The following is a 13659-nucleotide window of genomic DNA, read 5'->3' as shown; positions in this document are numbered from 1 at the left end:
GTTCACCTGTAAATATATGTTTCTTCTTAATTTTTTTCATCTACTACTATATGTAAATTAAAAAAATTTTTCACCAACTTTTATTCTATAACCTCTGATAAACTCTTCTCCAGATATTTCTTTCTTACCCTCAGGCCTTAGTTTTTTCACTTTCAACGCTCCTTCTCCTGTAGAGATGACAAGTTCCTTATCCGCTTTAATAACTTCTCCGGGATTTCCACTTCCTTCAATAGGTTCAGCTTCTAAAAGCTTTATCCTTTTTCCTCTAAAAGTTGTATAAGCAGATGGCCAAGGGGTAAATGCTCTAATCATGTTAAATATCTTCTCCGCAGGAAGAGTCCAATCAATCTTTCCCATTTCCTTTGTTATTGGCTTACAGTAGGTAGCTTTTGAATTTTCTTGCGGAATTGGTTTTAGTTTACCGGACACATAATAAGGAATAGTTTCTACAAGGAGTTCTGCTCCCAAATTTGCAAGTTTATCATGGAGAGTTTGAGCGTTATCTTTTCTATCTATAAGAACTTCCTTTTGAGAAATTATATCGCCTGCATCAAGCTCAGGAGAAATGAGCATAATAGTAACTCCTGTTTTCTCTTTTCCATCCAAAAGTGCAGATTGAATGGGTGATGCTCCTCTATACTCTGGAAGGAGCGAAGCATGAACATTTATACAACCAAATTTTGGAAGATCTAAAATTTCATTTGGAAGAATTTTTCCATACGCAGCAACAACTATAAGGTCTGGAGAGATTTCCTTTAGTTTATTTAAAAGTTCTTCATTTCCCTTTACTTTCTCAGGTTGATAAACTGGTATATTAAATTTTTCGGCCAAAACCTTTACAGGAGGAGGCTTTATTCTTTTTCCTCTGCCTGCAGGTCTATCTGGCTGAGTAATAACAAGAGGAATTTCAAAACCTGCTTCAAATAGTTTTTTTAGTGAAGGAACTGCAAAATCCGGTGTTCCCATAAAAACAACTTTAAGTTGTTTTGTCACTTAAAACCTCCAAAACTTTCTCAAACTTAACTATTCCTTTCCTTATAAGTACAGGTGTTTCACCAGTAAGGTCAACTATTGTGGATGGAGCTTCTGAAACTTTTCCTTCTATACAGAAATTAATCACTCCATCAAAGTAGTTTTTACACTCTTTACAGTTTTTTGCAGGCAATTCTCCCTGAGGATTTGCACTTGGAGCAAAAAGAGGAAATGTCTTTTTTATGAGTTTCTGCAAAAAATCATCCTTAGGTATTCTAACAGCAAGATTATCCCTTTGGAAAACTTTTCTAAACGGACTCTCTTTTGAAAGAGGAAGAATAACTGTAACTGGAGCAGGATAGAGTTTTTTTAAACCGTTTAAGTATTTCAAAGGAACAAGCACTCCAAAGTTTACTAACTGCTCAATAGAACTAAAAAGAACAATTAATGGTTTGTTTACATCTCTTTTTTTTACAGAATAAAGTTTTTTTACAACCTCTTTATCAAGAGCATTTCCAAGTATTCCAAAAAGAGTATCTGTTGGGGAGCAAATAAGCTCCCCAGCTCTTAAAATCTGAGAAATTTTTTCTATGTCTTCTTTACTTAGTACCTGCACTTTCTGCTATCTCTAAAAGATGTTTATTGTACAAGAAAATAAGGTCATTAACATTACAATTAAGTTCCTTTGCAACGGGTTTACACTTTGCTTTAAGTATAAAGAAAATATCCTTGGAGTTTATTCCATCAAGGGTTTCAAAATTTGCCTGTCCTTTAGAAATAACAAAAAAGGCTCTATCCCAATAGTTTTTAAATTCCTCAGAAACAAAATCAAAATCAATTCCTATAAAGTCTTTTCCTGTTGTTATAAGTTCGTCAACAACTTCTGCTATCCCTGATTTAAGAGCATCTTCTACAGTAGCATCATTGAGAATTGGACCACCCCTAACAGCAAAGATAACTTTGAGACCTCTATTTTTGAGCTCTCTAAGGAGAAACTTATCAAAAACTATTTCTCCAGCATTATCTGCAACGTAAAGGACAGGCTTTCCAGAAACAAAAAATCTTTCTAAGATAGCTACATCAAAGTAGGCAAAAGGAATGTGCAATAAGTTCTTTATTTCCTCTAATAAATCAAACTCTCGAGGAATTCCAAAGTCTATGACGTTTCCTAAGGCAGCAAGTCTTATAGCCATAGAAAGTTGGTCATCAGACTTTCTGTAGAATTCTTCTTCAAGATAAGGTTCTAATCTTAAGGCAATTTCTGTGTATTTATCCTTCAAAGATTTATATGGATCCTGTATTTTTGTTTTTTCTTTAAAAATCCTATGTAAAAAAGTAGCATTATGACCTGGAGATTTATTAATCTTAAGATCTTTTGCTATAAACTTAGCAGATTCTTTCAAAACTTCCATTATAGCAGAGTCAGGAATATCTGCAATTCTTGAAACATTAAGAATTTGTTTCATAAAACAAGGAATACATTCAGGATAAACTTTCATCTTAACCCTCTAAAATTTTTCTCCTCATCTCTTCTCTATAGTTTTTAAGCTTTTCTTTTAACTCAGGATACTTAATTGCCATTATTTCAACAGCTAAAACAGCAGCATTTTTAGCTCCAGCTTTTCCTATTGTAACCGTTGCTACAGGAATACCTCCAGGCATTTGGACTATGGAAAGAAGAGAGTCTATACCTTTGAGAGGAGAAGCATCAAGCGGTACTCCAATAACAGGAAGAGTTGTTTTTGCAGCAATTACTCCTCCAAGGTGAGCAGCATATCCCGCTGCAGCAATAATAACGTCATATTCTTCTTCTGCTTTTTCACAAAAAGTAATTACTTCATCAATTGTTCTGTGAGCTGAGAGAACTTTTACATCATAAGGAACTCCAAATTCATCAAGAGTTTTTGTACAGCTTTCCATAACTGGAAGGTCAGACTTACTTCCCATTATTACTGCTACCTTCTTCATTGTGAACCTCCTTTACCTCTTTTGGTTTTGAACTATTTCCAGCTTTATCAATTGCTTTTACATAGTAATTATTTGAACAATTTGGAAGGAAAAGGTATATACCGCCATTAGTAGAACCTACAACTTCATTTCCTCGAAAAATTATATATTTAACTACATCTTTAGAAGGAGAAGGATCCCACAAGATTACACATCCCTTACCTTTTCTTATAAGAAAAGCATTTTTTGGAGGTTTAGGAGGCATTCTATCTTCAGGTTTAAGCTTATAAACTTTTGAAAATCTTCCTTTTACGTTTCCTTTTGAAAATCTAAACTTATAGAAATATTCTTTACCATTAACCACTTTTTTATCAATAAATGTATTAACTTTAGGAGAAAGAATTTGATAAGGAGAAAAAGTATCGGCATTTTTAAAAACTTCAATTTTATAGCCATTTACTGGTTTAAATCTAAATTCAACAAAACCATCACCAGCTTTATAACTTAAAATTTTTGGTATTTTTTCTATTGGTTTTTCAGCCTTTACACAAACAGATTCTGAAGGCTGGCTAAAATACTTTCCCCTATAAACAGCAGTAATGGTGTAACACCTTCTTTCACCTACAGAAATTGTTTTGTTATCAAGAAAAAAAGCATCTTTTACTTTTACTTTTTCCTTTCCAAAGTTGATTGAAACTATATAATATACATCCTTAGAATTGGCCAGTTTCCTTCCATCTGAAAATTTTTCTATTGGTTTCCACCTCACTAAAAAGTTTTTATAAACCTCTTCTATTTTTGAAATTTCTGGAGATTCTGGAGAATAACTCAATGGAGGTAAAGGGTCACCTCTGTTTCCACACATCGTAAAAGAAAAAACAAAAGGCACGAAACATAAAAGTAATAACTTCCTCAAGTCACCCTCCGCTTGAAATTTTAGCACAGTATTAAAATAAACTGTTATAATTTTCAAAACTTCATTTTGGAGGTTGAAGTTGGCTTCTATCGATGTAAATCAAATAGCAAAGGGAATGAAACTTGAAATTGAAGGTTACCCATACGAAATAGTAGATTATCAGCACGTAAAACCTGGAAAGGGACAGGCATTTGCAAGGATAAAGCTTAAAAACTTGAAAACCGGAAACGTTGTTGAGAAGACTTATAAAGTCGGCGAAAAGCTTGAGTTGGCAGACTTTGAAGAAAGAGAAATGGAATACATTTACAATGATGGAGAATCTTACTACTTCATGGACACAAAAACCTACGAGCAAGTTGGCGTTTCAGAAACTGCTTTAGGTGAGAAAGCAAAATTTCTCAAAGAAAATACTACTGTAATGGTTCAATTTTATAAAGGAGAAGCGATTTCTGTTAAACTACCAAAGAGCATAGTTTTACAAGTTACCGATACAGAACCTGGATTTAAAGGGGATACTGTTTCAAACGTTACAAAACCTGCAACACTTGAAACAGGTGCTGTTATTCAAGTGCCAATGTTTATTAATCCTGGTGATTATGTAAAGGTAAATCCAGAAACTGGTGAATACATAGAAAGGGTTAATATTAAGTAGGAGGGTATTTTGCTTGATAAGGTAAGAGAACTTTTAAAAGCTTTGGAAAATACTTCTATTGAAGAAGTAGAAATTGAAGTTGAAGGAATAAAATTACGAGCTAAGTTTGCTCGAGGTGTAGTTAAAGAAATTCCATTACAGGAAGTAGTTCCTAAGGAGATAAAGAAAGAAGAAAAAGAAGAAATTACAAAAAATACTGAAGACTACTACGTTGTAGAGTCCCCAATGGTAGGAACTTTTTATAGAGCTCCTGCTCCCGGAGCGGAGCCTTTTGTAAAAGAGGGAGATTTTGTTGAAAAGGGACAAACTCTCTGCATTATCGAAGCTCTTAAGGTAATGAATGAAATAGAAGCAGAAGTTTCAGGAGTAGTTAAAAAAATCTTAGTAGAAAACGGCCAGCCTGTTGAGTATGGCCAGCCTCTTTTTTACATAGAAAAAGCATAAGGTGGGCTGTATGTTCAAAAAAGTTCTCATAGCAAATAGAGGAGAAATTGCTGTAAGAATAATTCGTACCTGTAGAGAGCTTGGAATAAAAACAGTAGCTATTTATTCTACTGCGGACAGAGATTCCCTTCATGTTTTTCTTGCAGATGAAGCAGTTTGTATAGGAGGTCCCCGTCCCCAGGAAAGTTATCTAAACATTCCTTCTATCATCTCTGCAGCAGAGATAACAGGTGCAGATGCCATCCATCCTGGCTATGGATTCCTTTCCGAAAATCCTGGTTTTGCAGAAATTTGTACAGCCTGTGGCATGAAATTCATAGGCCCTTCGCCAGAAACTATGGTTTTAATGGGAGACAAGGCAAAAGCAAGAGAAGTTGCAATAAAGGCCGGTGTTCCTGTTGTTCCAGGTAGTGGAATTATAAAGAACGTTCAAGAAGCTTTAAAAGTCTGTGAGGAAATTGGTTATCCAGTTCTAGTTAAAGCTGCCCATGGTGGTGGTGGTAGAGGAATGAGACTTATTACTTCTTCCAAAGAAGCAAAAACTTTAATAGTTACAGCAATGGCTGAAGCTGAAGCTGCTTTTGGAAGCGGAGAAGTTTACATAGAAAAGTACATAAAAAATCCTCGCCATATAGAAATCCAGGTAGTTGCAGACCAATTTGGAAACGTTGTAACTTTCGGAGAAAGAGAATGTTCTCTTCAAAGAAGACATCAAAAAGTTCTTGAGGAAGCACCATCTCCTTTTGTAGATGAAGATCTAAGAAATAAACTCTCGGATGCTGCTAAAAAAATTGCTGAATTTATTAATTACGAAGGAGCTGGAACAGTAGAATTTTTAGTTGATAAGGATAAAAACTTTTACTTTATTGAAATGAATACTCGTATTCAGGTTGAACATCCTGTTACAGAATTTGTAACCGAAAAAGACTTAATAGCAAAACAAATTATGGCTGCTGCTGGAGAAAAACTAAATATTTCTGACGTTAAACTAAAGGGACATGCAATAGAATTCAGAATAACTTGTGAAGATTATGAAAAAGACTTTCGTCCTACTCCTGGAAAAATTGAAAAGCTTTTAATTCCTGGTGGATTTGGTGTAAGAGTTGATACTCACATATATGAAGGTTACAAAGTGCCGCAGTACTACGATTCTCTTTTAGCAAAATTAATTGTTTGGGGAGAAACAAGAGAGGAAGCAATAAAACGAGGAGAAAGAGCTCTTTCAGAATTTGTAATTGAAGGGAATCTTAAAACGACAATTCCATTTCACTTGAAACTTTTAAAAGATGAAAACTTTATAAAGGGAGCTCTTGACACAAAAATTCTTGAAAATAAAATTCTACCTAAGCTTAAAAGATAATCTTTACTTTTTTATGATTTTGTTTTAAGCTTTAATTATAGAGTGAGGATTTTTTCATCTCAGAAATCTTCTTAAGAGTTGCAAAGCTATACAATGTATTTGGAGGAAATCATGGCTTCTCAATCGAAAGCCGAAAAAGTAAAAATTTGGTTGAGAGAATATCTTTCAGAATTTGGAGAGTATTCTGGAACGTTAGAAGAACTTGCTCATCTTGCAAACTCAACTCCCTATCTTGTCAAAAAAGCTCTTACAGAGTTAGAGGAAGAATCTTTAGTAAAATCTGAATCAAGAAGAGGAAAAGGATTAATAATAACCTTACTTTCACAAGAAGAAAAAGTGGAAGATACTCATGAAGAGCAAAAAGAAGAAGTTGAAGCAAAAGAAGAAAAGGAAACTCAAATCATAGAAAAAGTAGAAGAAGAAAAAACAAAAGAAGAGCCAGAAAAAAAGAAAAAAGAGAAAAAACTCTCTCTTCAAGATAGAGTATTAACTTCTCTAATAGGTAAGGATATAACTGTATTCCTTATAAGCGGAACAAGACTCGAAGGAAAACTTTTAGACTTTGATAACTTTACATTATCTATGACAGCTCCAAAGGGAAAATCTCTTGTTTACAAACACGCAATTGCTACAATAATTTTTGAATAGGTAGCTGTTATGAAAAGGTACAAAACTCTCGAAGACGCACAAATAGAATTAATAGAGCTTCTTGAAGAAGAAGGAGAATTCAGAGGCTCAATTGAAGAATTAGCTGAAAGGCTTTCTGTTAAACCAGAAAATATAAAACCTCTCCTGCAACTTATGAAATCTGCAGGGGATATTGTCTACGAAGAAATCGAAGATGAATTAATCATAAGACCAGCAACGTTTATACCTCTTCTTCCTCCTACACCTACAGAAGAACAAAAGGAAGAAATTGAAAAAAAGCTATCTGAAGGTTATAGACTAATAGCTTCTTCCTATATGGGAGGTGTTCAAAGTAGAGAATTGCGTCAAGCTATGGGAAAAAGGATTATAGTTTTCTTCAGGAATGGAAGCAGACTAGAGGGTAGATTAAAAGGATTTGATAGATTTACCCTAAAAATGAGAAACTATAGAGGAAACATCCTAGTTTATAAGCACGCCATTTCAACAATAGTTTATAAAACTTAATTAGAATACCCATCTATATTTTCTAGTCTAACCCATGAAATTTGAAAATGCATGGTAAACTATAGAATAGTTCTGAATCTTTTATGATTGAATAAATTGGTATTGACTAGTAATAATCAACTACTCCTACGCAAAAGAAGTGTGAAGTGAAAACTGGAACAAGAGGAAAAGTATCTTTGAATCTCTGCTAAAAGCAGAAATAGAAGTATGTGACAACGTAAATCTTTTAAGAGATAAGAATTAGAGAAACTAATCAAACTCCGAGAGTGTTTGAAAAATCATCCAGACAAAGAACAAAACTCCCATGTTAAAGAGGATAAACTTAGCTAAAACAAACAGTTGAGCTATATGAAAGCTCTTTGTTCTCTCGTAACTTCCAACATCCTGCTTAACTTCTCCAAAAATACTCTCTATCAGTCCTCTAAACCTGTAAATTTCATCAGATTCTAAAAGCTCTTTGCATTTAAGCCTAATCTCAGATTTAATTCCCTTCCTTAATGTTTCTCTCACCTTTATGTAAGGCTTTAAGCCTGCTAACAGAACAAGCTCAATAAACTTAATGCTGTCATAAGCTTTGTCTCCTAAAAATGGCTTTCCTTTCAAAGCTCTCCATATAAATCTCCTTTCGTTTAACCACCTAACTATTTTCTCTCCAAGTTTCACTTCCGAAGCGTAACTCTCTCCAGGTAATGCAGTAAGAATGAACCTTTTTCCATCTTTTAGATGAACGCTTAATACAACAACTTTAACGTGGCTTTTTACCTCCTTTATCTCTTTGCCTCTTAGAATTTTCAATGGATAAATCTCATTGTATTTGAAGCCAGTTCCATCTATTATCAGAAATCTTAATTCTTTATGATACTTCCCTAAGAGTCTTCGAGAGACAAAGTTCAGAAAATTTACAAGGAGAATGGAAGGTAGTTGCTTGAGTCGGTAATAATAGGTTGAAAAATCAGGAATATTCTCTCTTCCAAATATCTGAACTGCCAAATATTCAAGGTCTCTGAATGATAGGTTCTAGGCTACTTGGAGGAAAAGAAGGGTAAGAATTATCTCGTCAGGGTATTTCTTGGGTCTTCCTCTTTTGGTTTTAAAAGGATATAAATATACCAGTACAGCCTGTCCTCTCCGGTTCATGTATGTTTTTGATAGGTTGAGTACTTTGTGGAAATTTAGTCTTTTCGCTTTCATACCGGAGAGGATAGGCTTTTTTCTTAATTTTGGCAATTTTCAAACATCCTCAAATAAATACTTGCTAAAATATATTAGACATTATATAGTTATTAGTGGGGGACTTAAATAAACCAGGAGGGAATATGGAAAAAAGTCTTTTGCAGGAATTAAAAGAACTTTTAGATCTCATTGAGTCATTTAAATCAGAAATTTCTCAAATTTCTGCACAGAAAGCAGGTTTTAAAGCTATAAACCACCATATTGATATAGCTATATTGGAAAGCGAAGAAGCAACCAAAAAAATAATAGACTTTATCGGTTCTTCCCTTGAGGCAGTTCAAGAAAGTCTTGAATTAATTTCACAAATAAAAGTTAAGGAAGATTCTACTGAGAAAGCTAAAAGGTTAAGAGAACTTTTAAGTGCTACTACTTCCAGTTTAATTAATGCTCTAACTCTTTTAGAGTTCCAAGATATTTTGGCTCAAAGACTTTTAAAAGTAAAAAATTTTTTGTCTGATATTGAAAAAAGTATTCTTAAAATAGCTATTCTTGCTGGTATAGAAGAAACTGATAAAAAAAAGAGAGGAGAATTAGAGAAAAAGCTTGAAGAACTAGAATGGAAAAAAGAGATATCTCAAAACGAAGTTGATGAAATTATGAAACAGTTTGGGCTTTAGGAGTAACAAATGAAAGCGAATATTCCAGAGGAATTAAAGGAAATACTTGAAGAGTTTCTCGTTGAAGCAGAAGAAATATTAGAAAACTTAGACCAAGATTTGATAGACCTGGAAAACAATCCTACAGATAAAGATCTTTTAAACAAAATATTCCGTGGAATGCATACTCTTAAAGGAGGGGCTGGTTTTTTAAACCTTACTCCTATAGTTGAATTAGCTCATCGAATAGAAGATATCTTTAATAAGCTCCGGAACGATGAAATGACTCTGACTACGGAGCTTATGGACATTATTCTTGAGGGAATTGATCATCTAAAATTAGCCATTCAGATGTTGAAAGAGAGCGAAGAACTTCCCGATATGGAAGATATAGAGTCCGTTCTTAAAAAACTTGATACTGCACTCAAAGGTGAATTTGTTGAATCTCCAGAAGTTGAAGTTCCTTCCACTGAAGATGCTCCTCAGGAGAGTGAACTTGAATTTGTAGAAGACGTATCTGATGAACTGAAAGAGCTAATAAAAAAATTTCCTGGAAAAAACCTTGCTGATCTTCTTGAAGAGATAATTCTCATGCCTCCTGATGAGAGGCCTATGGAGGTTATTCCTGAAATTGAGAAGTTGATCGAGGAAGGAAAGGACATTCAGGACATAGTAAAAGTAAAGAAAAAGGAAGAAAAAACAACTGCTCCGAAGCAGAAAGCAGAGGAGAAACCACAGCCTCCAACGGTTGAAGAGAGAAAAGAAAAAACACCATCCCAATCTATGCAGAAAAAAGCAGTATCAGAAAAGAAAACCACAGAGACCATTCGTATTGATGTTGAAAGAGTTGAAAACCTAATGAACTTGGTCGGAGAAATAGTTCTTGATAGAAATAGGATACTAAGAGTAACTTCAGAGGTTGACAAAGAGTGTAGAAGTGAATCAGTTGAAAAACTTGTTGAAGCAGTAACCAGCCTTGATAGAACTGTTAGTGATTTACAGGTTGCAGTTATGAAACTTCGCATGCAACCTATCAAGAAAATATTTAGCAAATTCCCAAGACTTGTTAGAGACCTTGCTAGAAAACTCAATAAAAAAGTTCAACTTATAATTGAAGGTGAAGATACTGAACTTGATAGATCAATTCTTGATAAATTAGAAGATCCTCTCATTCATCTTGTTAGAAATGCCCTTGACCATGGAATAGAACCTCCTGAAGAAAGAGTAGCAAAAGGAAAACCTGAAGTAGGAACAGTAAAACTTTTTGCTTATCACGAAGGGGATCACATAATTGTTGGAATACAGGATGATGGAAAAGGAATAGATCCTGAAAAAGTAAAACAGAAGGCTATTGAAAAAGGTCTTATTACGCCTGAGCAGGCTGCTCAGATGTCGGAAAAAGAGGCTTATGAACTTATCTTCATGCCTGGATTTTCTACGGCAGAAAAGGTCAGCGATGTTTCTGGTCGTGGTGTTGGAATGGATGTTGTTGCCAGCACAATTCACTCTCTAAGAGGTTCAATAGAAATAAACAGCGAATTAGGAAAAGGAACAACCATAATATTAAAACTACCTTTGACAGTAGCAATTATCAGAACTTTAATGATTAGTGTAAAAGACCAAGTTTTTGCTGTTCCACTACATTCTGTTGTGGAAATTGTTAGATATGATGAAAAAAACGTAAAAGAAGTAGGAAGTTTTAAAAGCTTTATGCTCAGAGACGAAGTTTTACCTCTTTTTTCTCTAAACGAGCTTCTTGAACTTAGTGATGAGAATGAAAAGAACTTTGTAGTAATTGTAAAAGTAGGAGAAAGGTTAATAGCTGTTTCAATAGAAGAACTTTTCGGAGAAGAAGAAATTGTTATTAAATCTCTTGGGGAACTTTTATCAGATATTCCAGGCATTGCTGGAGCAACCATTGCAGGAGATGGTAAGGTCGTTCTAATACTTGATCTCAATTCCCTACTTTCCGACTACAAGGTAAAGCTTATAGGGGTTGGAAGATGAATGAAAAAATAAATGAAGAAATGAATATTGTTGGTGTTGAGGATCTCATAGGAGAGATTAAAGAAAAAGAGATTCAAGTTATTGCTTTTAGGCTAAAAGATGAGCTGGTTAGTGTTCCTATAGAGCAGGTTGTTGAAATAACAAACAATAGAGATATAACCCCTGTTCCAAAAGCTCCTAGTTACGTTATTGGAGTAATGAATCTAAGGGGAAAGATTGTTCCTGTTATCAACCTTAAAGAACATTTAGGAATAAAAGATGAAATTCCTGAAGATGTATACACAAAAAATAAAATAGTTATAGTTGAAACGCCTAAAGGAGAAGTTGGAATAATAGTTGATGAAATTGTAGGTTCGATTAAGTTTCTGGAAGGAGATGTTCTTCCTGAACCAATAGGAACTATAGGAATTGACGTTAAATATATCTCTGGAGTTGTTCAATTAGAAGGAGAACTTTTAATAATTCTTAACATTGAATCGATTTTTAATCAGGAGGTCTAAAATGTTTTGCTCATGGGAAAAAAAGGAAATAAAAAGACTTGAAGAAGAGTTAAACTCTTTAAAACAAAAATATCAAAACCTTCAAAAAGCATACGACGCATGTGAAAAAGAAAAAGAATCCTTAAAGGAAAAACTTTCAGAGTTTTCTCAAAAAAATCTCGAACTTTCTAAAGAAATAGAAAAACTAAAAAAAGAAAAAGAAGTACTTGATAACGACGTTTATATGTACCAGCAAATCTTAGATTCTCTTATGGAAGAAGCTATTTTCATTGCCACTCCTGACTTTAAACCGGGAAGGGCAGGAAATGAGATTATTTATGCAAATAGAAAGGCTTTTGAGATTGCTAATAAGTGGAGAGATGCCTTTATCTCTGAATTTGGGATAGATCCAGATAAGTTAATAGGTGCAAGTATTCACCTCTTTCATAAAGATCCAGAAAGGGTTAAAGAGCTCCTTAAAGCTACAAAGCCAGGAGAACACAAGAAAAATGCTGATATTCCTGTAGGTCCTTATATCATGGCATCTTATAGACATGCTATTGCAAACAAAGATGGATCTATCAGATGTTACATAGCTACCTGGAAGGATGCTACCCCTGAAAGAGAAATTGAAAAGCAACTTGAAAAAGCCCAGAAAATGTTCCTTTCAAATCTAAAAGCAACCAAGCAGTCTCTTGTGAACAACCTTGCGACCATTGTTGCAGTTTCCGTTGCTATTAAAGAACTACAAGAAACATTGAAGCTTTCAGAAAACCAGATAAATTCTACGCAAGAAATAGAAAGTGCTGTTAACAAACTTGTAGAAGTATCAGATAAGCTTCTTGAAAATTATCAGTTTGTTTTAGAAGAACTTGGCATTGCCGAGAAGAAAACTCTAGAGTCAATTGAACAGATGCAGTACATCAAAGATATTACTCGAGACATGGAAGATGTTGTAAAAGCTCTCCAGGCTCAGACTGAACAAATTGATAGAGTTGTTGAAGTAATCACATCAATTACAGAACAGACAAATCTTCTTGCTCTAAATGCAGCAATCGAAGCAGCAAGAGCTGGAGAAGCAGGTAGAGGATTTGCTGTTGTGGCTGATGAAGTTAGAAAGCTTGCAGAAAGAACAAATAAGTCTGCTACAGAAATCAGAGAAGTTGTTAAGAATATGAGAGAACAGATGAACAAAACAGCAGAGATTACAGATAAGAGCGTTAGAGCTGTTGATGATGGAATGAACATATTCAAGGAAAACAAAGAGATTTACAATAAGTTGAAAGGAGCATCCGAAGAAGTTCTGGGAGTTATCAATAAGTTAACGGATTTTGTTAATACTCAAAAGATCAACATAGGAGATATTGTTAAGAACATTCAGAAGTCTAACGAGTATATCAACTCTATTAAGGAACAAGCTAGCAAGATCATCAAAGTTGCTGAGAAAACAGACACAAGTCTTCACAAGATCTGGGAGACATTCTCTCTTGTTGATACTGGCGATGCAGCGATACTCCTTGATAGGCTTGCTGAACTTGGAAAGTTCACCGCAAAAATAAATGAGATTATAAAAGGAAAATTGGTTGATGATATCAATCCTGATATTTCTATTATTGCAGAAGTTGATAATCTAATTAGAATACTTGGTCCACAAGATAAAGAGATTTCTAGAATAATCAGAAAATATCCTGAGATCGAAAGATACTTTAACTCCTTGGAAGAACGTCTTTTCGACATTAAGCTTTTACTAAAGGAACTTTTCTTAGCTATCAGTTCAGATGATATTAAAGAAATCATTGAAAAAGAAGGAGAGATTACTTCTATTACAAACGAAATAAGCAGTCAGCTCATAGAAGCAATATCTATTGTCCTTCTAACCTTAAAACAGGAAAGGAAATAAG

The 13659-nt window shown here is 34.2% G+C and carries 14 protein-coding genes and 1 pseudogene; 9 read left to right on the top strand and 6 right to left on the bottom strand.

What is annotated here, in order from left to right:
* Positions 1-57: 57 nt before the first annotated feature.
* Genes fmt through DESTER_RS00290 form a run of 5 tightly spaced genes read right to left on the bottom strand, consistent with a single transcriptional unit; the run spans position 58 to position 3835 of the window.
* Positions 58-993 (bottom strand): methionyl-tRNA formyltransferase, encoded by a 936-nt coding sequence (gene fmt, locus DESTER_RS00310; protein WP_013637681.1) that lies wholly within the window; start codon positions 991-993, stop codon positions 58-60.
* Entirely contained in the window at positions 977-1588 is a 612-nt protein-coding gene (locus DESTER_RS00305; RefSeq protein WP_013637680.1) for an L-threonylcarbamoyladenylate synthase, read from the bottom strand. Before DESTER_RS00305 ends, fmt begins: the two co-directional genes overlap by 17 nt.
* Entirely contained in the window at positions 1572-2471 is a 900-nt protein-coding gene (locus tag DESTER_RS00300) for a damage-control phosphatase ARMT1 family protein (RefSeq protein WP_013637679.1), read from the bottom strand. Before DESTER_RS00300 ends, DESTER_RS00305 begins: the two co-directional genes overlap by 17 nt.
* Position 2472: 1 nt before the next feature.
* Positions 2473-2940 (bottom strand): 5-(carboxyamino)imidazole ribonucleotide mutase, encoded by a 468-nt coding sequence (gene purE / locus DESTER_RS00295; protein WP_013637678.1) that lies wholly within the window; start codon positions 2938-2940, stop codon positions 2473-2475.
* Positions 2909-3835: a fibronectin type III domain-containing protein gene (locus DESTER_RS00290; protein WP_013637677.1), complete on the bottom strand. Its 927-nt coding sequence runs from the start codon at positions 3833-3835 to the stop codon at positions 2909-2911. The genes purE and DESTER_RS00290 overlap by 32 nt, the downstream gene beginning before the upstream one ends.
* Before the next feature lie 79 nt (positions 3836-3914).
* On the opposite strand from DESTER_RS00290, the gene efp reads away from it, so the two are divergent.
* The 5 genes from efp (at position 3915) to DESTER_RS00265 (ending at position 7443) form a co-directional block, all read left to right on the top strand.
* Positions 3915-4487, top strand: a complete 573-nt coding sequence (gene efp, locus DESTER_RS00285) for an elongation factor P (protein WP_013637676.1) — start codon at positions 3915-3917, stop codon at positions 4485-4487.
* 9 nt (positions 4488-4496) lie between these two features.
* The gene (gene accB / locus DESTER_RS00280; protein WP_013637675.1) at positions 4497-4931 is read left to right on the top strand and encodes an acetyl-CoA carboxylase biotin carboxyl carrier protein; all 435 of its coding nucleotides are present in this window, start codon (positions 4497-4499) and stop codon (positions 4929-4931) included.
* 10 nt (positions 4932-4941) lie between these two features.
* On the top strand, positions 4942-6291 hold the full coding sequence (accC, locus tag DESTER_RS00275) for an acetyl-CoA carboxylase biotin carboxylase subunit (RefSeq protein ID WP_013637674.1): 1350 nt from the start codon (positions 4942-4944) through the stop codon (positions 6289-6291).
* Between the two features lie 111 nt (positions 6292-6402).
* Positions 6403-6939, top strand: coding sequence for an RNA chaperone Hfq (locus tag DESTER_RS08135; protein WP_013637673.1), 537 nt, complete (start codon positions 6403-6405; stop codon positions 6937-6939).
* 9 nt (positions 6940-6948) lie between these two features.
* Positions 6949-7443 carry an RNA chaperone Hfq gene (locus DESTER_RS00265; RefSeq protein WP_013637672.1) on the top strand — a complete coding sequence of 165 codons (495 nt, stop codon included), beginning with the start codon at positions 6949-6951 and terminating at the stop codon, positions 7441-7443.
* A gap of 249 nt (positions 7444-7692) precedes the next feature.
* On the opposite strand, the pseudogene DESTER_RS00260 reads toward DESTER_RS00265, so the two are convergent.
* Positions 7693-8670, bottom strand: a pseudogene (locus tag DESTER_RS00260) (IS5-like element ISDeth1 family transposase).
* An 89-nt stretch (positions 8671-8759) separates the two neighbouring features.
* Between DESTER_RS00260 and DESTER_RS00250 the strand changes: the two are divergent.
* From DESTER_RS00250 to DESTER_RS00235, 4 genes are read left to right on the top strand one after another with little or no spacing between them, the layout of a single operon-like run.
* Positions 8760-9293, top strand: a complete 534-nt coding sequence (locus DESTER_RS00250) for a hypothetical protein (RefSeq protein WP_013637669.1) — start codon at positions 8760-8762, stop codon at positions 9291-9293.
* A gap of 9 nt (positions 9294-9302) precedes the next feature.
* Positions 9303-11279: a chemotaxis protein CheA gene (locus tag DESTER_RS00245; protein ID WP_013637668.1), complete on the top strand. Its 1977-nt coding sequence runs from the start codon at positions 9303-9305 to the stop codon at positions 11277-11279.
* Complete coding sequence (locus DESTER_RS00240) at positions 11276-11779, top strand: chemotaxis protein CheW (RefSeq protein WP_013637667.1); 504 nt, start codon at positions 11276-11278, stop codon at positions 11777-11779. Before DESTER_RS00245 ends, DESTER_RS00240 begins: the two co-directional genes overlap by 4 nt.
* Position 11780: 1 nt before the next feature.
* Entirely contained in the window at positions 11781-13658 is a 1878-nt protein-coding gene (locus DESTER_RS00235; RefSeq protein ID WP_013637666.1) for a methyl-accepting chemotaxis protein, read from the top strand.
* The last annotated feature ends 1 nt before the right edge of the window (position 13659 follow it).

Origin of the sequence: Desulfurobacterium thermolithotrophum DSM 11699 (genome assembly GCF_000191045.1) — a bacterium.
Taxonomy (GTDB): Bacteria; Aquificota; Aquificia; order Desulfurobacteriales; family Desulfurobacteriaceae; genus Desulfurobacterium; species Desulfurobacterium thermolithotrophum.
Note: the sequence above shows the minus strand (reverse complement) of the source record. Positions and strands in the feature narration are given on the sequence as shown.